Below are 25,369 nucleotides of genomic sequence, written 5' to 3' on the forward strand. Positions count from 1 at the left end.
TTGCAGAAAAAAGGCAAGAAAAGCCTGGGCCCCTGGCCCGGGCTTTTTTGAGCCTGCTGGCGAAAAACTTGTGGCGCCTTTTGCAAAAGCAAATTTTTCGCTTCTATATTTGCCATTACCAATCCGGTACGCTCCCCCTCGCGGTGGTGCAGCGTTTCATCTTATACAGAAGCGGCGAGAGACTAGGCTCTGTGACCCGCTGGCAACCTTCGACCGCGCGAAAGGTGCCACTTCCTACCCCTCGGCCCCCCGGTCGCTGCGGGAAATATAACCGGAGTGCCATGAACAACCCCCCCGCTTCCCATTCGACCCTATTTGCCCAGCCGGTCTTGCCGGTGCTGGGCTTTTTGGTGTTGGCCGGCCGAATGCGAATGTGTTGTTGGGGCCCGTGTTGTTGCGGCTAGGCTAATGCTGCGGGTTCTGCCCGCCACCTCCTGCCACCGGGTCTTTAGGTAGCGGCTAGCTGGGCCGCGCCGAGCAGCTGGGCTACTCATGGGGGCCCCTGGTTACCTCAACTACACGGGCTTTTTTGCTTGCCGGCACTACCGGTTCCAGCCAGTCCCTTCCCCCTCTTCTTCAGATTTTTACGGTTTTTAACCCTCCCTTTTTATGTCCGCTTCCCTGCACTTCGAAACCCTCCAAATCCACGCTGGCCAAGTACCCGACCCCACCACCGGCTCGCGCGCTGTGCCCATTTACCAAACCTCCAGCTACGTGTTCAAAAGCGCCGAGCACGGCGCTAATCTGTTTGCTCTGAAGGAGTTCGGCAACATCTACACCCGCCTGATGAACCCCACCACCGACGTATTCGAGCAGCGCATTGCGGCCCTCGAAGGCGGCGTGGCGGCCGTAGCCGTGGGCTCGGGCATGGCGGCGCAGTTCATTGCCCTGAACAACATCCTCAAGCAGGGTGACAACATCGTGGCCAGCTCCTACCTGTACGGCGGCACCTACAACCAGTTCAAGGTGGCCTTCAAGCGGTTGGGCATCGAGGCCCGCTTCGTGGACGGCGACGACGCCGACGGCTTTGAGAAGCTGATTGACGAGAACACCCGGGCCCTGTACGTGGAAACGATTGGCAACCCCAGCTTCAGCGTGCCTGATTTTGAGCGCATTGCGGCCGTGGCTCACAAGCACGATATTCCGCTGGTGGTCGATAACACGTTTGGCGCGGGCGGCTACCTGTTCCAGCCCCTCAAGCACGGCGCCAGCATCGTGGTGGAGTCGGCCACGAAGTGGATTGGCGGGCACGGTACCAGCGTGGGCGGCGTGATTGTGGACGGCGGCACCTACGACTTCGGCAACGGCAAGTACCCGCAGTTCACCGAGCCCAGCGAGGGCTACCACGGCCTGGTTTTCAACGACGTATTCGGCAAAAACGGGCCGTTTGGCAACATTGCTTTTGCCATCCGGGCCCGGGTGGAGGGCCTGCGCGACTTCGGCCCCGCCATCAGCCCGTTCAACTCCTTCCTGCTGCTGCAGGGCCTCGAAACCCTGAGCCTGCGCGTGGAGCGCACCGTGGAAAACGCCCTGAAAGTGGCCCAGTGGCTGGAAAAGCAGCCCGAAGTAGCCCACGTCAATTACCCCGGCCTGGCCAGCAGCCCCCACCACGCCAACGCGGCCAAGTACCTCAAGCGCGGCTTCGGCGGCGTGCTCTCCTTCACGCTGCACGGCACCAAGGAAACGGCCGTGGCCCTGATTGATAACCTCAAGCTCATCAGCCACCTGGCCAATGTGGGCGACGCCAAAACGCTGATCATTCAGCCCTCGGCCACCACGCATCAGCAGATGAGCGAGCAGGAGCAGCTGGTGGCCGGTGTGACGCCCACGCTGCTGCGCCTGTCGGTGGGCATCGAGCACATCGACGACATCACCGCCGACCTAGCCCAGGCCCTGGCCGCCGCCATCCAAGCCGCCCCTAAGGGCGACGCCCACACCGACGAATCCATTCCCGAGCCTGCGGCGCAGCACGCGCAGCCGCTGGAAGTATAACCCGCCCGCCAACGCGCAACGTGCCTGACGCCCAGGGCCCGAACGGCAGCCGCTGGGGCCCTGGGTTTTAGCATCAGACAGGTTTCGATTCATTTAAAGCCATGCCCGAATACATTTTTGAATTGCCCGACCCGTTCCCCTTGGAAAGCGGCGCGGCGCTGGCCGGGGCCCACGTGGCGTACCGCACCTGGGGCCAGCTGAACGCAGCCCGCGACAACGCGGTGTGGGTGTGCCACGCCCTGACGGCCAACGCCGACGTGCTGGACTGGTGGCCGGGCTTGTTCGGGCCGGGCTGTTTTTTCGACCCCGCCGACTGGTTCATCGTGTGCGCCAACGTATTGGGCTCGTGCTACGGCAGCACCAGTCCGCTCAGCCCCGACCCAGCCACCAGCCAGCCGCGCTACCAGGCGTTCCCGCTGCTCACCGTCCGCGACCTGGCGGCGGCCCACGAGGCCCTGCGCCAAGAGCTGGGCCTGGCGCGCATCCACACCTTGATTGGCGGCTCGCTGGGCGGGCAGCAGGCCCTGGAGTGGGCCGTGGCGCAACCCGATGTGTTTGACCACCTGGTGGTTATTGCCACCAACGCCCGGCACTCGGCCTGGGGCATTGCCTTCAACGAGGCTCAGCGGCTGGCCATTGAGGCCGACCCTACCTACCATGCCAACGAGCCCGGCGGCGGCGGCGAGGGCCTGCGAGCCGCCCGCGCCATTGCCCTGCTCAGCTACCGGAGCTACGACGCCTACGCCACCACCCAAACCGAAGCCGACGACGACCCACGCCTGCGCGACTACCGCGCCAGCACCTACCAGCGCTACCAGGGCGACAAGCTGGTGGCCCGCTTCGATGCGTACAGCTACGTGGCGCTAAGCCGAGCTATGGACACCCACCACCTGGGCCGCCACCGCGGCGGCGTACCCGCGGCACTGGCCGCCGTACGGGCGCGCACGTTAGTGCTGGGCATCACATCCGACGTACTGTTCCCCGTCAGCGAGCAGCGGGCATTAGCCCAAGGCATTGCCGGGGCCCTGTACATCGAGCTGGGTTCGATCTTCGGGCACGACGGCTTTTTGCTGGAGACTGTGCAAATCGCGCAGCGGCTGGAACGGTTCTACGCGCCGGCCCTGGCGCAGTAGCCGCCGGGGCCCCAGGCAGCGCCACCCCTCTTTATTATTCCGAACATGAGCTTCCTTTTCTTATCGGCCCGCCGTGGGCCGCAGGTCCTCTTGTGCGTAGCGCTGGCTTTGGGCGGGCTACTAACCGGCTGTGGCAGCGGCAGTAACAGCGCCGGCACCGCCGCTGCGCCCGAAACTGTACGCCTCGACTACGCCTACTACAACCCGCTCAGCCTCGTGCTGAAACAGCAGGGATGGCTGGAGAAAGACCTCGCCAAGCAGAACGTCAAGGTGGAGTGGGTGCTAAGCCAGGGTAGCAACAAAGCCCTGGAATTCCTCAACGGCAGCAGCCTCGACTTTGGCTCGGCAGCCGGGGCGGCGGCCCTGGTGGCCCGCGCCAACGGCAACCCGCTCAAGGCCGTTTACATCTTCTCGAAGCCCGAGTGGACGGCGTTAGTGGTGGGGCCCAAGTCGACCATTACCACGGTGGCCGGCCTGCGGGGCAAGCGCGTGGCGGCCACCAAAGGCACTGACCCTTACATTTTTCTGCTGCGCGCCCTCGACCAGGCCGGGATGAGCGAGAAAGACATCGAGCTGATTCCGCTGCAACATCCCGACGGGCGGGCCGCCCTCGAAAAAGGCGACGTGGACGCCTGGGCCGGCCTCGACCCACACATGGCCAAGGCCGAGCTGGAATCGGGCGCCAGGCTCCTCTACCGCAATCCCGAGTTCAACAGCTACGGCGTACTGAACGTCCGCGAAGCCTTTGCCAAAGACCACCCGGCCTTGGTGGGCGCCGTGCTACGCGCCTACGAGCAGGCCCGCGCCTGGGCCCGCCAGCACCCCGCCGAACTACAGCAAACCCTGGCCACCGCGGCCAAGCTGAGCCCGGCCGTAGCCGCCAAGCAGCTGGCCCGCACCGACTTCGCCGTCAATGGCTTCGGGGCCCCGCAGCTGGCTACCATCGCGGCAGCCGGTGACGTGCTCAAGAAAACCGGAACCATCGAAGCCGGCGTGGACGTGGCCCAAACCCTGAAGGCGCTGGTCGATCCGCAATTTGTGAACAAGCTACCCGCCGCGCCCGTGGCGGCCCGCTAGGGGCCCGGGGCCCAATGTGGGGCCTGGTCGGCTGCAACTCCTCATTTTTCCATGTCCGACTCCACCCTTGCTTTAGCCCCGCCCGTCCGCACGGTAGCCCAGCTAGCGGCGCGCGCGCCACGGCGCTGGCAGTGGCCATTAGGCGCCGTGCTCCCGCTGGTCCTGCTGGCGCTGTGGGAAATGCTGGCCCGCACCGGGGCCCTGCCGCCCAACCTGCTACCCGCGCCGTCCAAAGTGCTGGGCACCATTGCCGAGCTGGCCCGTACTGGCGAGCTGTGGCCGCACCTGGGCCTGACGCTGGCGCGGGTGGGAGCGGGCTTCGCGCTGGGCAGTCTGGCAGCCACGGCGCTGGGGGCCCTCACGGGCTATGCGCCGCTGGCCCGCCGCCTGCTCGACCCGCTGCTGCAAGGTGTGCGCAACATCCCATCGCTGGCCTGGGTGCCGCTGTTCATCCTTTGGATGGGCATCTACGAAACCTCGAAAGTGGTGCTGATTGCCGTAGGCGTATTTTTCCCGGTGTATCTGGGGCTGATGAGCGGCGTCCAGGGCGTAGACCGCAAGCTGGTGGAGGTGGGCCGTATGTACCGGCTTTCGGGGCTGGCGCTGGTGCGGCGGGTGTTTCTGCCGGCCACGCTGCCGGCCTACCTGGTGGGCCTGCGCAACGGCCTCGGCCTGGGCTGGATGTTCGTGGTAGCCGCCGAAATAATGGGCGCTAACAAAGGCCTGGGCTTCCTGCTAGTGGACGGCCAGATGACCGGCCGGCCCCAAACCATCCTGGCCAGCATCCTGCTCTTCGCCATCCTGGGCCGCACCACCGATGCCGGCCTGGTGTGGCTCAGCCGCCGCCTGCTGCGCTGGCAAGACACACACGGGACCAATGAGTGAATGGATGATTTGGTGAATGAGTGAATGAGGATCTGGAACGTCATGCAGAGCGCAGCGAAGCATCTTTCCCGCGTGACTAATCCTGATTACTGGCGCTAAAAAGATGCTTCGCTGCGCTCTGCATGACGTCCACCCATTCACTTATTCCTCTGTCCACCCACATTCTATACATTTCTCACACTCCCCACATTCTTCACATCTGAAACCATGCTGCGCATCGAGCACCTTGGCAAGCAGTTTGGGCCTCAGGTGGTGGCGTTGCAAGACGTTAGCTTCCAAGTGCAGCCCGGCGAAATCGTGGCCCTGGTGGGCACCAGCGGCTGCGGCAAAAGCACGCTGCTGCGCATCGTGGCCGGGCTGGAGGCGCCCAGCACCGGCCGCGTGCTGATTGACGGGGCCCCGGTGGCGGGGCCCCACCCGGCGGTGGGCTTTCTGTTCCAGGAGCCGCGGCTGTTGCCCTGGCTCACGGTGCGCCAGAACGTGGAATTCGGCATTGCCCACTTGCCCGCCCCCGAGCGCGCCGAGCGCAGCGCGGGGGCCCTGGCCCGGGTGGGCCTGGCCGATTTTACCGGGGCCTGGCCGCGGCAGCTTTCGGGCGGCATGGCGCAGCGGGCGGCCATTGCCCGGGCCCTGGTGGCGCGGCCGAACCTGCTGCTGCTCGACGAGCCCTTCAGTGCCCTCGATCCGTTCACGAAGATGGACTTACAGGAACACCTGCTCAGCATTTGGGCCGATGACCGCCCCACCCTCGTCCTCGTCACCCACGACCTGGAGGAAGCCCTCGTGCTGGCCGACCGCGTAGTGGTGCTGCGCAGCCGCCCCGGCCGCGTGCACCACACTTTCGCCGTGGAATTGCCACGCCCCCGCCGCCGCACCGCCCCCGCTTTCCAAGCCCAGAAGCAGCAATTGCTGGAGGCGCTGGGCGTAGCAGCGTAGGGGCTCCAGGAAGCTTTTGGCGGAGCGGAAAGTGGCTTACGTGTTGCAAATGACCGCTTAATGAGCGTTATGAGGTCCTACTTGATTTAAAATATCAGTAAATGCGATGCTTATCAAGGAGTTGAATAACTATCATTATATTTTACGTTTAAGGCGATAGTGTAGTCCTGCTAGTACGTGCGAGGACAACTGGCTACTGATGGGCGCAGCTAAAGTGTAGGGAAAGCCAGAAACGTTCAGATTGGCTAGCGCATCGACTACGAGTTCTACTTGGGGCGTCAGGGTGTAGCGCACGCTAGGCCCGAAGGTCAGGCTGACTTGATGTTCTGCGTAGCTACCAGTTTCGCTGCGGGTTGTCTTTCCCTGGGTGGTTTGCAGATAATTGCGATTTGTGAAGTAAACCAGCAGGGTAGGCCCAACCAGCGCGTCTACGTGCCAAGGGCCGGCGGATTTGGTCAGGGTAGCGCGCACCAGCACGGGCAAAGTGAACGTGTGGACATACGCATCGTTGTCTTCCATTACCAGCCCTACATTGGTATTGTAGGAACCGTGATACACATCGTGTCGCCACATGTACGCAGTGCTCAATTCCAGCGCTAGCCGGGGCTTTATCTGAGCGCCCAGCGTAAGAGCAGGGCCAAACCGGCTGCTGGAATAAGCATTGAAGGGCTGACCAGTTTGCATAGACAGTTTTGCCCCTACGTAAGCACTCTTTGTTTGGGGCGTTTCTTGCGCCCAGCAAAACAGCGGCACGCTGGCCAAGCCAATCAATAGTAAGGCTTTAGGCATAAGAAAGAAGTAAGTTCCCACGAACTTAAGCAATTCTTCACGTGCTGGGTAATTGACCTAGCAACAGGTAGTTGTTTTCGCCCTGCCCGCCGCCGCACCGCCCCCGAGTTCCAAGCCCAGAAGGGCAGCTGCTGGCGGCCCTAGGCATGGCGGGGTAACTGCTGGGAGCCCATAGGAAGCTTGTGGCGGTGTGGTTTACAAGTTGGAAAGTACGGTTCACAAGGGGTAGAACTCTGCGCTCAACGCAGGCCATTGTCGCTATACTGAGCCCTTTAGCCTACAATATTCTCCTTCTATCTGGTCGAATCAGCCACAGAATCAAGTTCCCCCGACGTGGTCAGTTGCGTGCTGCCAAGTTGCGCCCGCGTGGCCAGCGTGGCACTGAGCGCCTGCGCGTCGGCGACCACTTGCGCCGGGTAGTGCAGGCGCGCCAACAACCGAATGGCATTGCGCGTGGTCAGCGGACCGGCTTTGAGGCGGAAGTCGAAATACCAGTCTTCCTCCGTAACCGTCTCGCAAAAATGGTATTCGACAAAGCACGATTGCAAGAGCGCGCCCAGCTCCCCGTCGTGGGTGGCCGCCACGACCCAGCCGCGTGGCTGCAAGTAGGCTAGCACGGCCTTGTTGGCGGCGATGCGCTCCTGCGTATTCGTGCCTTTGAATAGCTCGTCCAGCAGCAGCAGGTAGCTGCCGGGGGCCGCGTCGCAGGCCAGCAATAACTGCCGCATGGTTTCGGCTTCGACCAGGTAGTAGCTCTTGCCCGTGGGCAGGCTGTCGGCCAGGCTGAGACTGGTGAGCACCCGGCAAAAAGGGGCGCGGTAGGCGGTGGCCGGGCACGTCGCTACCGTTTGGGCCAGCAGGGCATTCACGCCCAGCGTGCGCATAAAGGTGGTTTTGCCCGCCATGTTCGAGCCGGTGAGCAGTACGCCCTGCCCGGCCAGGGTCAAGTCGTTGGGCACGCACCCCGGCACCAGCGGGTGGTAGGCGGCTTGCAGCTGGATGCCCTCGGCGGCCGGCCCGAAGTGCGGCACGCAGGTGGCGTGGCGCTGGCGGAAGCTGGCCACTGCCAGGGCGCAATCGACGTAGCCGACCGCCTCAAAGATGGTCCGAATCGCGGGCGCGTGCTGCTGCACGGCTATCTGGCAGCGGGCATACACCAGCACGTCGAGCAGCAGCAGCATCTTGAGCAGTTCCAGCACCAGCCAGGCGGGGCCGGCCGCCTCCCCATTCAACTCGGCTTCCGCCTGAAAGAAAGCTACTTGTTGTACGATAGCCCCCAGCCGGGCCAGGGGCGCTGCCAGCTGCTGAAGCGGCCGTAGGGGCAGGGCCGCCCGGTGCAGCGCCCGCCCCGCCCGGTGCAAGCGGCCTATTTGCAGCAACGGGCGAACATTGTACCGAATCCGCGCGCGCTGCCAGAAGTGAAACACCGCATTGGTGAGGGCAAACGCCATCGTACCCAACCAGAGCACGGGCAGCCAAAAGCCCCCGAGCAACGTGGCCAACAGCCCCAGCGCGAGCACCGGCGCAAAGCGCGCGCCGCGCAACGTGGGCAGGGGCTGCCCAGTAAGCAAATCGGCCAGGTAGTACGCCTCGTGGGCCGTCAGCTGGTCGAGGGCGAGCAAGGCTTGCCCGCGGGCCGCGGGTTGCTGCGCCAGTAGGGTCGCGGCGGCATCAAACTCGTGCAGGGCGGCCTCGTCGGCGAGCGGGCTGCGCAGGCGGTGGTACAGGCACTGCTGGCCGACCCGGCTCACCGTGGCATCGAGCAGCTTAAAGAGCAATTCGCCGTTCAGGTCCTCCCAGGTTTGGTCGGGCAGGCGGTGGTACGCGGGCTCGTGCTGCACCTGGTCGTAGTAGCGGGCCACCACGGGGAAGTAGGGGGAGCGCGCAGCCGGCTGGTGCCAGGCCGCCTCCAAGCGGCGTAAGCGCTTGCGGGTAGAAGTCCACATAAGAAGCAGGGGTAGCTACCAGGGCGCGGGTGGTGAGGTGATGCCGCGGGTAGTTGCGGGCCGCGCGGAAAGCAGCTAAGTGCCCCTTATCAAGTGAAGTACCACGTTAGGCGTAGAAGCCGGCTGGGCCAAAAACTGCCACAATCCCAAGCTGTATCCGGCAAGCAATATCACTATTAATGAACTTTTTACAGGATCCGGGATTAGGTGATTGACCGCCCCGGGGCCCCGAACGCCCTGTTCTGACATTTTGTCCGGGGGCCCATTTTGCCGCCGCGCGCCAGCAGTGCCGCCCCTACTCGAACACGATGCGGAGCGGGGCCTGGCCGGGGAAGCGCAGCGAGTACACGCCGGCCGCGAGGGCCCCACGGGTTAGGCGCAGGTCGGCGGGGCGGGGGTCGAGGCGGCGCACTACGCGGCCGGTCATGTCGAGCAATTGGGCTTCGCCGAGCTGGCGCCAGGCGGCGGGGATGTTCAGCTGCACGGCATCGGTGGCGGGGGTGGGGTAGGCCTGGGCCTGGGGCCCCGCGGCGGTGGCGCGGGCGGCCAGCACGGTGCCGGTTTGCCGCAGCAGGGGCCGCATGAAGTCGCGTATCGTCCAGAACGCCGTGTCGGCGTAGGCGGCGTTGGTTTCGAAGGGAATGTGGCCAGCGCCCTTGAGGGTGCGCAGCGTGTTGGTGATGCCCAGGGCAGTGGCGCGGGGATTCAGACGGCCGCTGCCGTACACGTACTTGGGCGGTAGGCCCGCCCCGATTTTACCCTGGAAGTAGGGCACCGTCATGTCGGCCGTGCCGTGCACGCTGCACAGCGGGGCGTTGCCGGCCTCAATGTAATCGGGGCTTTGGGTGGCGCCGCTCAGGTTGAGCACGGCCAGCGGGGCGCTGCTGTAGCCGGGGTTGCCGCTCTGGCCTTCCACACCGCCCAGGCTGGCAATGTTCACGTAGGCCGGCACCTTACTATCCTTGTTCAGGTAGCCAACTTCGAGGGCCGCGAAGGCCCCGGCCGACGAGCCGCCCACGGCGATGTAAGCGGGGTTCACGCGGTAGGTTTTGGCGGTGGCCGCGTCCTGGCGGAAGAAACGCACGGCCGCTTTCAGGTCTTGGCCGCCCCGGATGGCGGCTTGCGCCAGGCCCACCGTGTCGGTGAGCACCGGGAGGCCCGTGAGCGGGAAGCCCAGCCGGTACTCAATGCTGGCCGTAACGTAGCCCAGCCGGGCCAGCCGGGTGCAGACGGCCACCATGTAGGCGTCGGTTTTGGAACCCAGGAAGAAGCCCCCCTGGTGGGCAAAGATGATGACCGGCCGCCGCTTCACCGTGTCGCCGGCGGGCTGGTAAATATCCATTTGCAGCGACTGGGTAATGCCGAGGAAAGTGGGAGCCGAGCCGTAGGCCACATTGCTGGTCACGTCCACGTTGGCAAATACGGGCTGGTAGTAGCGGGCGCGGGTGGTATCGATTTGGGCGGCGGCGGGGCCCACGGCGGCCAGCAGCCACAGCGCCAGCAAGAGTAAGGTTATTTTCATGATTGAGAAAAAAGCGTAAATAAACAAGGTTAACGATCTACTGGGCCGCACGTTGGCGCCTGCCGCCGCAAGGTGGCACGCGGCGGGTGAACAACGGCTGAGCACCGGCCCAACCCTAATGCCGCCGGCGCAACGCCCGGGCCACGGCGCCGGCCACCACGCCGCCCACCGTGTACCAGGCCACGGTCATGGCCTGGGTTTGGGGGGTGCGGGCGCTGGGCGCGGTGCCCAGGCCCAGGGGCCCCGGCAGCACCACGCCGCCCGCGCCGGCGGCCAGGCCCAGCAGCAGGCCGCGCCGCGGGGCGTGCAGGCCACTGCCCACCAGGCTGAAATAGAGCGCGTTGCCCACCACGTCGCCGGCCATGGTGAGGAAGTAGGTTTCCTGGTCGTCGGGCTGGTCGGCGTGAGCCCCGGCCAGCAGCTGGCGCAGGGCCCGTTCGCCGAGCAAGTCCAGGCGGGGCGCGTCGCGGGGGCGCAGGCGGCGCACGGTTTCGTGCAGGGCGGTGAGAGCCAGGGCCCCGGCGAGGCCGGCGGCGAGGGAAGGCAGGATTTTCATGGCGCGGGCCGTAGGGGCCCTGGGCAAACGGGGCCCCGGCGGGCGGGGTTGCTGCGGGCGGGGCGCGGGCGGCCGTTATTTTGCGGGCCCATTCGCCAGGTTTCGTTATGCCCATCCTTTTTCCGCCGCCGCTGCAAGCCGGCCAGCGCGTGGCCATCGTGGCCCCCGCCCGCAAAGTGCCGCCCGCCGACCTCGCCGGGGCCCTCGAAACCCTCGCCGGCTGGGGCCTGGAGGTGGTGCTGGGCGCGAGCATCGGGGCCGAAAGCCACCAGTTTGCCGGCGACGACGACCTGCGCCGCCGCGACTTCCAGCAGCAGCTAGACGACCCCAGCATCCGCGCCATCTTCTGCGCCCGCGGCGGCTACGGTACCGCCCGCATCGTGGACGGCCTTGATTTCGAGCGGTTTGCGCAAAGTCCGAAGTGGGTGGCCGGCTTCTCCGACGTCACCGTGCTCAACTGCCACTTGCTGCGCCGGGGCTTTGCCAGCCTGCACAGCCCGGTGCCGGTGCTATTCAACCAACCCGGTGGCGAAGAAGCGTTGGAAAGCCTGCGCCGCGCCCTGTTTGGCGTGCCCGATGCCGGCCTGGGGGCCCCGGCGCATCCGCTCAACCGGCCCGGCACGGCCACCGGGGCCCTGGTGGGCGGCAACCTGAGCCTACTGCACACGCTCACCGGCACGGGCTCGCAGGCCGGTTTTGCGGGCCGGATTTTGTTCCTGGAGGACCTGGACGAGTACCTCTACCACATCGACCGGATGCTGCTGCACCTGCACCGCAGCGGCCAGCTGGCGGGCCTGGCCGGCCTGGTGGTGGGCCACTTCTCGCAGATGCACGACAACGCCGTTCCCTTCGGCCATACAGCCCTGGAAATCATCAACAACTACGCCCGGCTGTACGATTTCCCGGTCGGCTACGGTTTCGCCGTGGGCCACGAGGCCGACAACAGGGCCCTGGTGGTGGGCCGCAACGTCACCCTGACGGTGGACGCCAGTGGTAGTCGGCTGAGGTATTAAGTGGCGGTGTAAAAAAGGCAATCGCAGACCGTCATGCTGAGCGCAGCGCAGCGAAGTCGAAGCATCTCTACTTCTCAACTAATCATGATTACTGCTGCGGTAGAGATGCTTCGACTCCGCTCCGCTGCGCTCAGCATGACGGGTTATAAAAAAAGGTTTTTAACTAGAAAGCCCCGCGTTGGCGGGGCTTTCTAGTTAAAACGCAACGACAAAATCAGTCCACGTACAGGGTTTGCAGCATCGTTTGGCCCACCGCTTTCAGGGTTTTGCGGTCGATGATGCTCATATTGTCGGCGGTGGTGTGGTGGTAGGCGGGGAAGATGTCGACGCTATTATTGTAGTGGTAGATGTCGATAGTAGGCACACCGGCTTTGTTGGCAAATACGTGGTCATCGGTGATGCTGCCGGTATCCTGGTAGCGGAAATAATCGGAGTAGCCGAGGCGGGCGGCCGTGTTCCAGATTTTGTTCAGGGGCCCCAGGGCGTTTTCGCGCGAGGTGCCCTCGCGGGTGAAGGTGCCGCCCTTAGCGCCCACCATGTCGAGCAGCACGCCATACTCGGCCTTGTAGCCGGCGGGCAGTAGGTGGGCGGCCCAGTACTGCGAGCCCAGACACCACGACGAGGTGGTGGCGCTTTCCTCCAGCTGGTCCTTCAGGTCGGCCTGGGTAGTGGTTTCGTAGCCCCAGTCCTCGGCGTCGAAGAGGATGAAATCGACGCCCACGGCGGGCGCCAGGCTGTCGGGCTGGAGGCTGAGCACGCGGGCCATTTCCAGGGCCACGGCCACAGCGCTGGCCCCGTCGGAGGCCCCGTCCATCGGCGCGTTCTTGTGCACCTTGTCGGCGTCGGCAAACGGGCGGGTATCCCAGTGGCCGAAGATAGCCACCCGGCGCGCGGCTTGCGGCTGGAACTGGGCGATGATGTTGCGGCCGTGGATGTTGGTACCATCAAACGTCATGGCATCAAACGGCTGCTGCAACACCTTCAGCTTGTAGCCTTTGAGCTTGGCCACCAGCCAGTCGCCGCAGGCAATGTGGGCCTTCGAGTTGGGTACCCGGGGCCCAAACGCCACCTGCTTGGCCGTGAAGGCGTAGGCCGAATCGGCGTTAAATACCGGCGCCTTGGGCAGCGCGGCCTCGGGGGCCCCGGCGTCGGTGCCGGCGTCGGGGGTTTTGCTGGGGCAGGCGGTGAGCAGCAGCAGGCCCGCCAAAGCGGCCAGGGGAAGGCGAAGGAAACGCATGGGTTGGGGTTGGGTCAGGCGGTCATGCGGTCATGCTGAGCTTGTCGAAGCATCTCTCCCGCTGACTAATTAATTGATATACTGCTGCGGGAGAGATGCTTCGGCTGCGCGGACGCCAGATGAGCATGACCGCTTTATTACTGATTTCACGCTTATCACAAATTTCGCGCCGGGGCCCTAGTCTTCACTGTAGGCCCACTCCACGCCGGCCTTGGTGTCTTTGATAACGATGCCCTGGTCCTTGAGGGCGGCGCGGATGACGTCCACCTTGTCGTAGGCTTTGTCGGCCTTGGCTTCGGAGTAGAAGCCCAGCGTGAGGGCCAGCAGCTCCTCGGCGTTGGCACGGGGCTCGTCGCGCAGGCCCAGCACGTCGGTCACCAGGGCCCGGTAGGCGGTGGCGGCGGCGGCCAGGGCGGCGTCGCTCACGGCAGCGCGGGCGGCGGGCGTGGTAGCCAGCGCGTTGAATTTGCGCAGCAAATTGAATAGCGCCGCGATGCTGCGGGCCGTGTTCAGGTCGTCGTCCAGCCCCACCCACAGGTCGGTAGTGAGCTTGGTTAGCTCGGCGTCGCCGGCGGTAGTATCGGCCGGGGCCCCTTCGACGGCGGTAGCAGCGGGGGCTTCGAGCTTGGGCAGCAGGCGCAGGCCGTTCATCAGCTTGCGGTAGCCTTTGCGGGCGGCTTGCAGGGCGTCGTCGCTCACGTCGACGGGCGAGCGGTAGTGGGCTTGCAGCAGGAAGAAGCGCACCACCATCGGCGAGTAGGCCTGGCTGAGGCCCCCGGTGGGCCCCGCAAACAAGTTGGTGAGGGTGATGAAGTTGCCCGTCGACTTGCTCATTTTGGCGCCGCCCACGGTAATCATGTTGTTATGCATCCACACGCGGGCCTCGTCGGTGTGGCTGTGGCTGCCCTGGCTCTGGGCAATTTCGCACTCGTGGTGCGGAAACATCAGGTCGAGCCCGCCGCCATGAATGTCAAACTCAGCGCCCAGGTACTTGCGGCTCATGGCCGAGCACTCGAGGTGCCAGCCGGGGAAGCCGTCGCTCCAGGGCGAGGGCCAGCGCATGATGTGCTCGGGTGCGGCCTTCTTCCAAAGAGCAAAATCGAGCGGGCTGCGCTTCTCGTCCTGCCCGGCCAGCGTGTCGCGGGTGCCGGCGAGCTGGTCCTCAATGCTGCGGTTCGAGAGCTTGCCGTAGCGCCCGGCTTTGTCGTGCTCCGCATCGTACTTGGGCACGTCGAAGTACACCGAGCCGTTCACCGCGTAGGCCAGGCCGTTGGCGATAATTTCCTCCACCATCCCGATTTGCTCGGTGATGTGGCCGCTGGCCTGGGGCTCGATGTCGGGGGGAAGGCAGCCGAGCTGGGCCATGTGGGCGCGGTAGCGGTTGGCGTAGTGCTGGGCCACCTGCATGGGTTCGAGGCGCTGGGCGCGGGCGGCTTTTTCGAGCTTGTCCTCACCCGTGTCGGCGTCGCTTTCGAGGTGGCCCACGTCGGTGATGTTGCGCACGTAGCGCACGGTATGGCCGAGGTAGCGCAGGTAGCGCGTGAGCACATCGAACACCACGGGGCCCCGGGCGTTGCCCAGGTGGGCCTCGCTGTACACGGTAGGCCCGCACAAGTACACGCCCACCACGGGCGGCCGAACGGGCACGAAGGGCGCCTTGGCGCGGGTAAGCGTGTTATAAAGGGTCAGCGGCATGGAAATCAGAAAGTCAGAAAGCGGGCGACCGGCGACCGGCACGGTTCGTCCGGCGGCGGGCGGCGCAAAGTTCGGCAATTTGCGCGGCACCGGCTAACCCCAGAGCCGGCCCACGCCGGGGGTGGGGTTATTTCGGCGCCAGCCGGTAGAGCCCTTCCACCGGGAAGTGGTCGCTCCACAAAATCTCGCGGTGCACGCGGCAGCCCAGCACCTGCCACCGCGGGCCGGCAAACTGCTGGTCGATGCGCAGACCGGGCAGGCGGCCGTGGTAGGTAGCGCCCAGGCCGAGGCCGGTGGCGGCCCAGGCGTTGGTGAGGGCCCCGGCGAATTGGTCGTAGGGATACGAGTAGGGCAGGTCGTTGAAGTCGCCGGCCAGCAGCACAGGGTAGGGCGAGCGGCGCACGCGGGCCAGCACGGTATCGGTTTGCCGGGCGCGGGCCACGGCCCCGTTGCGGAAGCGGCGCAGCAAGCCTGGGGCCTTGTCGCGCAGGCCGGCCTTGGTGGTGGAGGCGTCCACAATATCGCCCTCAGCCAGGCTCATGCTTTGCAGGTGCAGGTTGAAGACGCGGATGGTGTCGGCGGCCGGCCGGCCGGGGGCAGCCGGCCGGGCCAGGTCGACCCACATGGCGTGGTTCTGGCTGAGCTTGCCGAACGGAATGGTGCCGCGCCGCACGATGGGAAAGCGCGAAAAAATGGCCAGCCCAAACTCGGCCCCGATGCGGTTGGTGAGGCTCGTGCTCACGAACCCGTGCCGCCCGCTGCCGGGCCCCAGCCGCTCGGCGCTGCGAAATACCTGCCCGTTTTCGCGCGAGCCGCGGGGCTCGTTGTAGAACTCCTGGAGGCAGAGCACGTCGGCAGGGCTCTCGGCCAGCCAGGTAATAAAGCCTTTGGAAGACGCGAAATCGGGGTCACGCAGCGCGGCGTACACGTTGAAAATGCGCACGTTGGCCGAGAGCAACCGCAGGGCCCCGGGCACGGCCTCGGGCAGAAAGCTGGGGTTGGGGCCCTGGTTGGTGGCGGTACCCTGGTCGAAATTGGCCCGGGCCCCGGCCCAGTGCAGAGCCAGCCCGCGCTGCACGTGCGGCCAGCACAGGGCCAGTGCCACGGCCGGCAGCAGGGCCACGCGCCAGTTGCGGCGCAGCCAGTACAGAGCCAACGCCGCCGTCAGCAGCAGCGCCCCGGGCACCGTGAGGGCCCCGAACACGGCCGGCCACCAGGTACCCGCCGGCACCCGCTCGCAGGCAATGGCAAGTACGAGCCAGGCCAACGCTAAAAGTGTAATTTTGAAAGCGAACGAACGGCGCACAACGATTTTTTTAACGAGTGGCAAAGGTACCTTGGTAGGCCGGCGCCGCGCTGCCCGGCCCGCTCCCCCCTCGCTATGAAACAACGCTACTTTATGCGCTGCTGGGCCCTGCTGCTGGGGGCCGCTGCCCTGGCTTCTATCCCGCTGGCCGCCGCGCCGCGCTCGGCCGTGGCGCCCCGGTCGGCCCCCAGACCGGCCACCCTCGAATTCATCGAAAACAAGGGCCAGTGGGACGCCCGCGCCCGCTACGCGGCGGCGCTACCCGGCGGCCGGTTGTTTCTCGAAAACGCGGGCCTCACCTACTTGTTTGTCGACCCCGCCGCGCTGCCCCGCCACCACGGGGCCCCGGCCGAAACTGCCCCCACCCTGCCCGGCGACCAAGTGGCGGCCCACGCCTACACCGTGCACTTCAAAGGGGCCAGCCGGCGGGCGCACCCGGTAGCCACGGAGCCCACAGGCGAGGTGCGCAACTACTTGCAGGGCGCTGACGCGCGGCGCTGGGCCCGGGGCGTGGGCAGCTTCCGGCGGGTGCAGTACGCCGGGCTGTGGCCGGGCATCGACGCGGCGGTGTATGAAAACGCGGGCCAGCAGCTCGAGTACGACTTCGCCCTGGCCCCCGGCGCCGCCGCCGCCCACGTGGTTCTGCGCTACGAAGGCGCGCAGGCCATAGCTCTCGACGCCACCACCGGCGACCTGGCCATTACCACCGCCGTGGGCCGCGTAACGGAACTGGCCCCCCAGGCCTGGCAAACTGACGCCCAAGGCCGCCGCCAGCCCGTGACCTGCCGCTTTGCCCTGAGCGGCAGCACGGTACGCTTTGCACTGGGGCCCTACGACCAGACACGCACTTTGGTTATTGACCCGAAGGTGGTGTTTTCGAGCTTCACCGGCGCCACCGACGACAACTGGGGCTTCACGGCCACCTACGGGCCGGCGGGCAACCTGTATTCGGGCGGCATTGCCTTCGGGCCCGGCTATCCGATTACGCGGGGCGCGTTCCAAACCACGTTTGGGGCCCTGTGCGACGTGGCGCTCATCAAATACAACACCCAGGTAACCGGCGCAGCCGCGCGTGTCTGGGCCACGTACCTGGGCGGCAGCGGCACCGAATTCCCGCACAGTCTGGTCACCAACGCCTTGGGCGAACTGGTGGTGCTGGGCAGCACCGGCTCGCCCAACTTCCCTACCACCACGGGAGCCCTGAGCCGACGCTTCGGCGGGGGCACGGCCATCGAACCCTTCCAGGGCGGCGACGCCACCGAAATTCTGGCCAACGGGGCCGACCTGTTCGTGGCGCGCCTCAGCGCCGACGGCGGCACGCTGCTGGCCGGCACCTACCTGGGCGGCAGCGGCAACGACGGCGTGCTCGACCCCGACCCACGCGTAGCCGCCACCCAGCGCCTGGCGGCCAACTACGGCGAGGCCTTCCGCAGCGACGTACTGCTCGATGGGGACGGCAACGTGTACGTGGCGGCCAACACCAACTCTCCCAACTTCCCCGGCCTGGGCGCGGGCTTCAACGATACGTACCGCGGCGGCACCTCCGACGGCGTGGTGTGCAAGCTGCCCCCCGACCTGGGCGCCGTGACCTGGGCCGGCCTACTGGGCGGCAGCGGCGCCGACGCCGTGTACTCGGTGCAGCGCGACGACCAGGGACGGGTGTACGTGAGCGGCGGCACCACCAGCCCCAACTTCCCCACCACTGCCGGGGCCTACCGCGTGGCCCGGCCGGGCGGCGTCGACGGCTTCGCGGCCCGTATCAGCGCCGACGGCCGCACCCTGGAGCGGGCCACCTACGTGGGCACGGCCGGCTACGACCAGGCGCAGTTTCTACAGCTCGACGCGGCCGGCAACGCCTACTTGCTGGGCCAAACACTGGGCGGTGCTTTCCCCGTTACGGCCGGCCTGTACGCCAACCCGGGCAGCGGGCAGCGGGCAGTTCATCCAGAAGCTAAACGCCGACCTTACGGCCAGCCTGTACAGCACCGTGTTTGGGTCAGGCTCGGGCATCAACCTGGTGCCTACGGCGTTCCTTGTCGATGATTGTGAGCGCATCTACGTGAGCGGCTGGGGCGGCGACATCAACGCCGACAACCTGGGCGGCAGTACCCGCGGCCTGCCCGTGACGGCCGACGCGGCCCAGCGCACCACCGACGGCTCCGATTTTTACCTGGCTGAGTTCTTGCCCGGCATGGTGGGGCTCGACTACGCCACATACTTCGGCGAGGCGGGCGGCCGGGGCGAGCACGTGGATGGCGGCACGTCGCGCTTCGACAAGCGTGGCATTGTGTACCAGGCCGTGTGCGGCGGCTGCGGCGGCACCCAGGGGTTTCCGGTGCCACCCGGCGCCAATACCTACACCAGCCGCAACGGCAGCGCGAACTGCAATAACGCTGCCTTCAAGATGGACTTCCAGCCCGAAGTAGCCGACGCGGGGCCCCGGCGTGCCCTATGCGCCAGCGCCGCACCGGTGGCCCTGGACGGTACCCCCGCCGGCGGCGTGTGGAGCGGCCCGGGCGTGCAGCGAACCGCCAGCGGGAGCTACCAGCTCGTACCCAGCGCGGCGGGCCCCGGCGCGTTCGTGCTGACTTATAAGGTGACCACCACCGGCATTTGCCAGGCCACGCTGCGGGTGCGCTACCAAGTGGCGCCGGCTACGGTACCGGCCTTCGCGGCGGTAGGGCCCCGGTGCGTGAGCAGCCCGGCCGTGGTGCTGGTGGGCACACCGGCCGGCGGCATCTTCAGCGGGCCGGGCGTGACGGGCAACACGTTTTCGCCCCAGGTAGCGGGCGCGGGCACCCACACCCTCACCTACACCGTGGCCGACTCGTTGGCCTGCGGCGCGGCTACCCAGCAGGTGGTCGTCAGTAGTCCCGTGCAAGTGCTGGTGAGCCCCGACACTACGCTGTGCGCCGACCAGCTGCGGCCCTTTCAGCTGCGTGCCAACCCGGCCGGGGGCACCTGGAGCGGCACGGGCGTGAGCCCCGGCGGCCTCTTCACCCCGCCCAATACCCAGAACCGGGGCGGTGCATTCGAGCTGACCTACACCGTGGCGCAGGGCGTTTGCCAGACCACCGCCACCCGCCGCGTCATCCTGGCCCCCGCCAATCTCAGCGACGTGCCCCTGAACCTGCCCGTGTGCGCCGCCACGCCCCAGTATGCCGGCCTCGCGCCGTTTGACTGCCCGATGACGCCGCTGCTGGCCGGCGGCACTTATAGCTGGGACTTCGGCGACGGCAGCCCATTCAGCACCGAGGCCGCGCCCACGCACCGCTACGCGTAGGCCGGCACCTACCGCATCAAGCTCACAGCGCGCTACGCGGGGTGCGAAGTCGTCACGCAGTTTGCGCCGCTGGAAGTAGGCGACGTGTTCATACCCAACGTCATTACCGCCAACGACGACCAGCTGAACGCTACCTTTCAGCCGCGCTTTACCTGTCGTCCGGCCAGTCTGAAGGTGTTTTCGCGCTGGGGCCAGGAGGTGTACGCCACCGCCGACTACCACAACAACTGGGCGGCCGAGGGCCTGCCCGCCGGCCTCTACTACTACCTGCTGCGCGACGCCAACGACCGCCAGGTAAAAGGCTGGGTGCAAGTGGTGCGCTAGGGCCCCCAGCCGGGCCAACTGGCCTCGGGAAACCGTGGATAATCGGTACCTAAGCATTTATCTAACAGGCGTTAATGCTCATCGTGCCGTAGGGCGCGGGGCTTGCCACCGCCCGTCGTTCGCACCGTTTCAACGATTCCGTGCAATAGCGGGCGGGGGCAAGCCCCGCACCCTACGACGTTTTCGCTATTCACTTTGTTAGCCGGATGACCCGAGCTGCTCCTAAGCTGGGGGCCCTACCCTGCCTCCACGGCCAAGTCACGGGGCTGGCTTTTCTTCTTGGATTTGCGCGTGCGGTTCAGCCACAGGAGGGTGCCGGAAACGGGGAACGTGGCCCCCAGCAGCACGATGATGAAGGCCAGCACCTTGGTGGGCCAGCCGAAAATGGCACCCGTGTGCACCGGCTTGAGCAGCCCCTGGATGCGCAGCCCCAGCGGCTGCTGGGCGTAGGGGGCTTGGCGCAGCACCCGGCCCGAGTATTGGTCGAAGTACACGTCGTCGGTGGCCCGCTCGGTGAGGGCCCCGGGGCGCAGAATGCCAACCTGGAGGCTGCCGGTGGGCTCTTTGGGCAGCTGCACGGCATAGGTTAGGGCCCCGGGGGCTTGCCGGCGCGCCGCCGCCAGGGCCGCGTCGGCCCCGAAGGTGGCACCCGTTTCGGCCGGCACGGTGGAGGTGGGCGGTTCGGGGCGCTGCCGGGGCGAGTGCGTGAGGGTGTTGATGGTGTTGCCCACCCAATCGAACGACATGCCCACGCCGGTGATGGCCATAATAAACAGAAAAACAGAGGTATAGAAGCCCAACACAATATGGAAATCGTGGTTGAGGCGCTTCCAGCTGCTGCCCCACTTCACCGTCAGGCGCGCGGTGAGGGCCTTGCGGGCAGATGACCACCACAGCACAATGCCCGTGCCTAGGATAAAGAGGAAAATGATGGCGTTAATGCCCATCACGAGCTTGCCCACCCGGCCCGCCACCAGCCCCCGATGAATCTGCTCGACGAAGTGGAAGAACGAATCCTGGGTCTTCACTTCGCCCGTAATGGCTCCCGTGTAGGGGTTCACGAAGAGGCGCGGGCCGTTATTGTGGCCCTTACCCCCGCGGCCGCTGGGCCCCCCGGGCCCCGTGGGGGCCCCACTTTTGGGGCCCTGGGCTTCGGCGGGGTTGCGGCCCTCGGCCCGGCCTTCGCCTTGTTCTTGCCCGCCGCGGGGGCCCTGGCCGGCCGCTGCGCCGCTGCCCGCTCCTTTGCCGCCATTCTCGCCGCCGCCGCCGGCCAGGTTCACCTCCACGGTGCGGGTGGGGTCGGCGTATATTTTGAAGCTACTGACCTGGGCTTTGGGCTTGGCGGCCTGCACGGCGGCGGTGAGCTGGGCCAGCAGCAGGCGGGGGGCCCCGGCCGCCGCCACGTAGTAGCGCGCGGGGTGCCAGAGGTGCTCCAGCTCCTGCTCAAACACCAGCAACGAGCCCGTGAGGCACACCATTACCAGGAAAAGCCCCGAAGCCAGCCCGAGGTACAAGTGAATGCGGCGGAAAAACACTTTCATAGAAGACGGCTTTTCAGTAAATAACCCACCAGCCAGGCCGGTAGCTCAACTGATTAAGGACAGACAGGTGGAATGCGTCGACGGAGCGCCCGCATTCGCCGCCCTAGAAGTGGTAGCCCACCGTGGCCAGGAACTGGCGGGGCGGGATGGGGTTGATGCTGTAGCGGTCGTGCACCAGGTAATTCAGCTCGTTGGTGACGTTGGAAAGCTTGGCCAGAATGGAGAAGTGCTGGTAGGCGTAGCCGGCCGAGAGGTCCAGCGTGGTGAAGCCGCCCAGGGCGATGGTGCGGTTGAAGCCGCCGTCCTGGCCCACGGTATTGTTGTTGCCGCCCAGGCGCTGGCCGGTGTAGAAAGCTGATGCCCCGATTTTTAGGCCGCGCAGGCCGGGCCGGTCGAAGGTGTAGAAAATGGCGGCGTTAGCGGTGTTGGCGGGGTTGTTGGTCAGGCGCTCGCCGTTGACGGGGCTGCCCTTGGCGGTGCCCGCATTGGTGTAGCGCATGAAATTGTGGGCGTAGCCCGCGTTGAAGTAGAAGTTTTGCGAGAAGCTGCCGCTCACGTCCAGGTCCACGCCGTCGCTGGTGGTTTCGCCGCTCAGCTCCCGCAGGTTGGTGTTGCCGTTGGGCTGGCCGTACTGGTCCAGCGGTGCGATTTGGGCGAAGTTGTTGTTGCGGTAGCGGTACACGCTCAGGTTGGCAAACAGGCGGCTGCCCAGCAGCTCGCTCTTCACGCCGGCCTCGTACTGGTTCACCAGCGAGGGCGACAGGTTTTGCAGGTAAATATCCGTGCCCGTGTTGACAATGAAGTTGTTGGCGTAGCTGCCGTAGACCGACAGCAGGGGCAGCGGCTGGTAAATCAGCGCCGCTTTGGGCGAAAAGGCCTTGTCAACCTTATTGGCCGCCGGGCCGCCGCGCTCCCGCTGCTTGTCCTGGTTGAAGATGCTGGTTTGCTGCGTGTTCTGGTACGAGTAGCGCACGCCGGCCAGCACCTTGAGCCGGGGCGTGAGCGTGATTAAATCCTGCACGTAGGCCCCGAAGCGGTACGAAGGCGAGGTGGTGCGCGCCGTGTCCAGCACGGCCGGCACGTCGGTGCGCTCCGCGTATTTCGCGCGGTCGAGAATGTTAATAACGTCGTAGGCCGTGCCGATTTTTCCATTGGCGTTCTGGTACTTAAAGGCCGCGCTGGTGGTGCTAATGCGCAGCGCGTCGCCGCCCACCAGCAGCTGGTGGCGCAGGGGCCCGGAGGCAAACTTGCCGTTCAGGTTCAGCTGGCCGTTGTAGTCGCGCTCGCTGGTGCCCACGGCGCTCAGGCTGCGGGTGTAGTCGCCGTTGGCGGCAATGGCGTTGTTGGGCACCGCCGCCCCGAAGCCGCGCACGCGGGTATCCTGCACCCCCGCAATGGCGCTCAGCCGCCACTGCTCCGAAAAGCGGTGCGTGAGCACCGCCGAGCCGCTGGCCTGGTCGGTCACGTTGTAGGCCCAATTCGTGTTGATGAAGCGCGCGCGCGGCGTGGTGGGCAGGAATTGCGGCTCCGCGTTCAGGTTGACGACGCCCACCCCCGCGTCGGGCGTAATGTCGGAGCGCAGGTAATCGCCCTGCACCAGCAGCTCGGTTTTGTCGCTGAATTTGTAGAGCAGCGAGGGGTTAACGTAGAAGCGCTTCTGCGTCACCACGTCGCGGTAGCTTTTGGCGTTTTCGTAGGTGCCCACCACCCGGAACGCCAGTTTTTTGGTCAGCGGCCCGTACACGTCCACAATCGGCTTATAAAAGCCGTAGCTGCCGGCGCGCATCTCCACCGAGCCGCCCCATACGTAGCGCGGCTTCTTGGTGACCATGTTGATAATCAGGCCGCCCGACACGTTGCCGTAGAGCAGCGCCGCCGCGCCCTTCAGCACCTCTACCGACTCCAGGGTACTGGCATCGGGGAAGCCCTGGGTATTGGACAGCAGCCCGTTTTTGAAAATGCTGCCGCCCGCCCCGCCCACGCCGATGCTGTAGCCACGCGCCGAAAACGTTTCGGCCACCCCGCCGCGCTGCTGCGTGAGCGATACGCCGCTCACGTTGCGCAGCGCGTCGCCGAGGCGGTTCACCTGCTGGTCGGCAATCACGGCACTGCTCACGACGCCAATGCTTTGGGGCAGGTCGAGGGGCGCGAGGCCGGCCTTGCTGGCCGAGGCCGGGCGGTTGATGACGCGGGAGCCGGTCACGATTATTTCCTGGAGCTGCGCCGCGTTTTCCGTCAGGGTGAAGTCGGTGCGGGTGGTTTCGCCGGCCACCACCGCCACCGTTTGCTGCTGCGGCAGGCAGCCCACGCAAGACACTTGCAGCACGTGGGGCCCCGGCGCGACGCCAGCAATCTGAAACGAGCCGTCCGCCGCCGTATTGGCGCCCTTGCCCAACTCCGGGATGCCCGCGCTCACGAACGCCGCCGGCTTCCCATCGCTGGTGCGGACGGTGCCCTTGATGGTGCCCGTGCGCTGGTGCGTGCGGTTGGCGGCAGCGGGGGCGGGGGTAGGGACAGGCAGCGTCTGGCCAACAGCCGGCAGAGCGGCGCAGATAAGCAGCAGAGAAACGTAGAGGTCGCGCATCGTCTTATTTAGAATCGTTCAACGTAACGCAAAGGTCAAGCTGAGTTTAGACTAATTCCAAATAAATCCTGAAGCTGACGAGCGAACCTGCCTTCCTTCTTAGTGAATAATTTTTATGTATACATTTGAAGTAAAGCTTTATACGCATAAAAAAGAGCTGCCCACGGAGTTTCTTTTTTATTTAGAATAATACCAAATAAGGTTAGCGCTCTGCCTCATCGCTACCGTTTCGGCAGCCAGCTCATCAGCCAGCTCCGACTCAAAAGCTTCAGCCAGCAGCTAAGAAACCACCTCCGCGTACAGGGCCCAGAAGGCCGCACCCACGGCGGCGGGGCTGCACCGGGCCGCGGCGTCGGCCCGCAGGCGGGCCCCGTCGAACTGCTCGGGGTGGGCCAGTACTTCGGCCAGGGCCCTGGCCAGGGCAGCCTCGTCGTCGGGCGCTACCAACAGGCCAAAGGCGCCTTCGGGCGCAAACAGCTCGGGCACGCTGCCCATGCGGGTAGCCACCACCGGCCGTCCGCAAGCCCGGGCTTCGAGCAGCACCACGCCAAAGGTTTCGGCCCGACTGAACGAGACAAGGGCCGTGGCCTGTGCCATTTCGGCCGCCACAGCGGCGTGTGGCAGCTTGCCTAGAAATACCACCGTGCCGTCGGCCAGCAGGCCCAGCTCGGCGGCGTAGCGGCGCAGGGTGGCCTCGTCGGGGCCGTAGCCGGCCACCCGCAGACGCAGGCCGGGCCAGGCCGGGCGCAGGGCGGCTACTACCCGCAGTACGCCCGAGAGGTTTTTCACCCGATCGTGGTGGGCGGCCACGTGCAGCAGACGGCGGGCCTGGTCGGGGTCGTCGGCGCCGGCCGCCACAGGCCGGAACAAATTGGCGTCCACCACGTTGGCGATAACGGCCGTGCGCATGGCGCGGGCACCCAGGGCCCCTAACGCGTCGGCCAGCACCTGCGATACGGCGTGCAGGGCCGCCGCCCGCCGCACCACCGCCCGCGTGAGCAGCCGCCGCCACCAGCCCACCTGCGCCACCCGCGCCGGCAGGTACAGCGTCCAGTGCTCGGTGATGAGGTACGGGATGCCGCGGCGCGCCTTCAGCCACCACGCGGCCAGGCCCGTGCGCAGCAGCACGTGGGCGTGCACCAGGTCGGGGCCCGCGCCGCCCCAGTGGCGGCGCACGGCCCGGTAGCCGCGCCGCTGGCAGGCCAGCCACAGGCCCAGCTTCAGCAGCTGGTCGAGGGGGCCCCAGCCGGTGGGGCGGGCGCGGTAGTAGTAGCGCCAGGTGGGCACGGGACCCGCCAGGTCAATGTCTTCCTCAATAAAACTAGCCAGGGGCCCCCGCGCCACGGCGGCAAACACCACCGCCAGCTGCGCCCCCGGGCCGGCCGCCGCCGCAATGGCCGCCACGTGCCGCTCAATAAAGTCGCCATCCTGATCGTCGTAGCGGTGCGGGTACCACTTGGGCAGGTGCAGAATTCTCATCGGGAAGACCAAAGAAACTAACGCGCGGGGGCCCCGGCCAAGCGCAGCCGGGGCCCCAAAAGTAAAGCCCG

The 25,369-nt window shown here is 66.1% G+C and carries 19 protein-coding genes and 1 riboswitch; of the genes, 9 read left to right on the forward strand and 10 right to left on the reverse strand.

Annotated features, from left to right (window positions below; genetic code table 11):
• Nucleotides 1-158 precede the first annotated feature (158 nt).
• A riboswitch (SAM riboswitch) is annotated at nt 159-274 on the forward strand.
• Nucleotides 275-609: 335 nt separating this feature from the next.
• The 5 genes from DDQ68_RS13470 (at nt 610) to DDQ68_RS13490 (ending at nt 6,023) form a co-directional block, all read left to right on the forward strand.
• The gene (locus DDQ68_RS13470) at nt 610-1,992 is read left to right on the forward strand and encodes an O-acetylhomoserine aminocarboxypropyltransferase/cysteine synthase family protein (protein WP_109656758.1); all 1,383 of its coding nucleotides are present in this window, start codon (nt 610-612) and stop codon (nt 1,990-1,992) included.
• Nucleotides 1,993-2,093: 101 nt separating this feature from the next.
• Nucleotides 2,094-3,125: a homoserine O-acetyltransferase family protein gene (locus DDQ68_RS13475; protein ID WP_109656759.1), complete on the forward strand. Its 1,032-nt coding sequence runs from the start codon at nt 2,094-2,096 to the stop codon at nt 3,123-3,125.
• A gap of 45 nt (nt 3,126-3,170) precedes the next feature.
• Entirely contained in the window at nt 3,171-4,202 is a 1,032-nt protein-coding gene (locus tag DDQ68_RS13480) for an aliphatic sulfonate ABC transporter substrate-binding protein (protein ID WP_109656760.1), read from the forward strand.
• Between the two features lie 51 nt (nt 4,203-4,253).
• The gene (locus DDQ68_RS13485) at nt 4,254-5,087 is read left to right on the forward strand and encodes an ABC transporter permease (protein WP_109656761.1); all 834 of its coding nucleotides are present in this window, start codon (nt 4,254-4,256) and stop codon (nt 5,085-5,087) included.
• Nucleotides 5,088-5,294: 207 nt separating this feature from the next.
• Entirely contained in the window at nt 5,295-6,023 is a 729-nt protein-coding gene (locus tag DDQ68_RS13490; protein WP_109656762.1) for an ABC transporter ATP-binding protein, read from the forward strand.
• Nucleotides 6,024-6,158: 135 nt separating this feature from the next.
• Here the strand turns inward: DDQ68_RS13490 and DDQ68_RS13495 are convergent, their stop codons facing one another.
• From DDQ68_RS13495 to DDQ68_RS13510, 4 genes are all read right to left on the reverse strand, one after another.
• On the reverse strand, nt 6,159-6,812 hold the full coding sequence (locus DDQ68_RS13495) for a putative outer membrane beta-barrel protein (protein ID WP_109656763.1): 654 nt from the start codon (nt 6,810-6,812) through the stop codon (nt 6,159-6,161).
• 293 nt (nt 6,813-7,105) lie between these two features.
• The gene (locus DDQ68_RS13500; protein WP_162550098.1) at nt 7,106-8,758 is read right to left on the reverse strand and encodes a MutS-related protein; all 1,653 of its coding nucleotides are present in this window, start codon (nt 8,756-8,758) and stop codon (nt 7,106-7,108) included.
• A 295-nt stretch (nt 8,759-9,053) separates the two neighbouring features.
• On the reverse strand, nt 9,054-10,280 hold the full coding sequence (locus DDQ68_RS13505) for an alpha/beta hydrolase (protein ID WP_109656765.1): 1,227 nt from the start codon (nt 10,278-10,280) through the stop codon (nt 9,054-9,056).
• A gap of 115 nt (nt 10,281-10,395) precedes the next feature.
• Nucleotides 10,396-10,836, reverse strand: a complete 441-nt coding sequence (locus DDQ68_RS13510; RefSeq protein ID WP_109656766.1) for a hypothetical protein — start codon at nt 10,834-10,836, stop codon at nt 10,396-10,398.
• Nucleotides 10,837-10,943: 107 nt separating this feature from the next.
• Between DDQ68_RS13510 and DDQ68_RS13515 the strand changes: the two genes are divergently transcribed.
• Nucleotides 10,944-11,849, forward strand: coding sequence for a S66 peptidase family protein (locus DDQ68_RS13515; protein ID WP_109656767.1), 906 nt, complete (start codon nt 10,944-10,946; stop codon nt 11,847-11,849).
• Nucleotides 11,850-12,063: 214 nt separating this feature from the next.
• Here the strand turns inward: DDQ68_RS13515 and DDQ68_RS13520 are convergent, their stop codons facing one another.
• From DDQ68_RS13520 to DDQ68_RS13530, 3 genes are all read right to left on the reverse strand, one after another.
• On the reverse strand, nt 12,064-13,086 hold the full coding sequence (locus DDQ68_RS13520; RefSeq protein ID WP_109656768.1) for a M28 family peptidase: 1,023 nt from the start codon (nt 13,084-13,086) through the stop codon (nt 12,064-12,066).
• A gap of 177 nt (nt 13,087-13,263) precedes the next feature.
• On the reverse strand, nt 13,264-14,781 hold the full coding sequence (gene cysS, locus DDQ68_RS13525) for a cysteine--tRNA ligase (RefSeq protein WP_211320148.1): 1,518 nt from the start codon (nt 14,779-14,781) through the stop codon (nt 13,264-13,266).
• A 127-nt stretch (nt 14,782-14,908) separates the two neighbouring features.
• Complete coding sequence (locus DDQ68_RS13530) at nt 14,909-16,048, reverse strand: endonuclease/exonuclease/phosphatase family protein (RefSeq protein WP_162550099.1); 1,140 nt, start codon at nt 16,046-16,048, stop codon at nt 14,909-14,911.
• A gap of 114 nt (nt 16,049-16,162) precedes the next feature.
• Here DDQ68_RS13530 and DDQ68_RS22910 point away from each other — a divergent pair, with 114 nt between their 5' ends.
• The 3 genes from DDQ68_RS22910 (at nt 16,163) to DDQ68_RS13540 (ending at nt 19,694) form a co-directional block, all read left to right on the forward strand.
• Nucleotides 16,163-18,130: a DUF7948 domain-containing protein gene (locus DDQ68_RS22910; protein ID WP_162550100.1), complete on the forward strand. Its 1,968-nt coding sequence runs from the start codon at nt 16,163-16,165 to the stop codon at nt 18,128-18,130.
• On the forward strand, nt 18,075-19,370 hold the full coding sequence (locus tag DDQ68_RS13535; protein WP_162550101.1) for a hypothetical protein: 1,296 nt from the start codon (nt 18,075-18,077) through the stop codon (nt 19,368-19,370). Before DDQ68_RS22910 ends, DDQ68_RS13535 begins: the two co-directional genes overlap by 56 nt.
• A gap of 84 nt (nt 19,371-19,454) precedes the next feature.
• The gene (locus tag DDQ68_RS13540; RefSeq protein WP_162550102.1) at nt 19,455-19,694 is read left to right on the forward strand and encodes a T9SS type B sorting domain-containing protein; all 240 of its coding nucleotides are present in this window, start codon (nt 19,455-19,457) and stop codon (nt 19,692-19,694) included.
• A gap of 236 nt (nt 19,695-19,930) precedes the next feature.
• On the opposite strand, the gene DDQ68_RS13545 is transcribed toward DDQ68_RS13540, so the two are convergent.
• The 3 genes from DDQ68_RS13545 to DDQ68_RS13555 form a co-directional block, all read right to left on the reverse strand.
• A complete protein-coding gene (locus tag DDQ68_RS13545; RefSeq protein ID WP_109656772.1) occupies nt 19,931-21,235 on the reverse strand; it encodes a PepSY-associated TM helix domain-containing protein in 1,305 nt (434 codons plus the stop codon).
• A gap of 103 nt (nt 21,236-21,338) precedes the next feature.
• On the reverse strand, nt 21,339-23,819 hold the full coding sequence (locus DDQ68_RS13550; RefSeq protein ID WP_109656773.1) for a TonB-dependent siderophore receptor: 2,481 nt from the start codon (nt 23,817-23,819) through the stop codon (nt 21,339-21,341).
• A gap of 279 nt (nt 23,820-24,098) precedes the next feature.
• Nucleotides 24,099-25,298, reverse strand: a complete 1,200-nt coding sequence (locus DDQ68_RS13555) for a glycosyltransferase (RefSeq protein ID WP_109656774.1) — start codon at nt 25,296-25,298, stop codon at nt 24,099-24,101.
• Between the last annotated feature and the right edge of the window lie 71 nt (nt 25,299-25,369).

This window comes from Hymenobacter nivis, assembly GCF_003149515.1.
Lineage (GTDB): Bacteria > Bacteroidota > Bacteroidia > Cytophagales > Hymenobacteraceae > Hymenobacter > Hymenobacter nivis.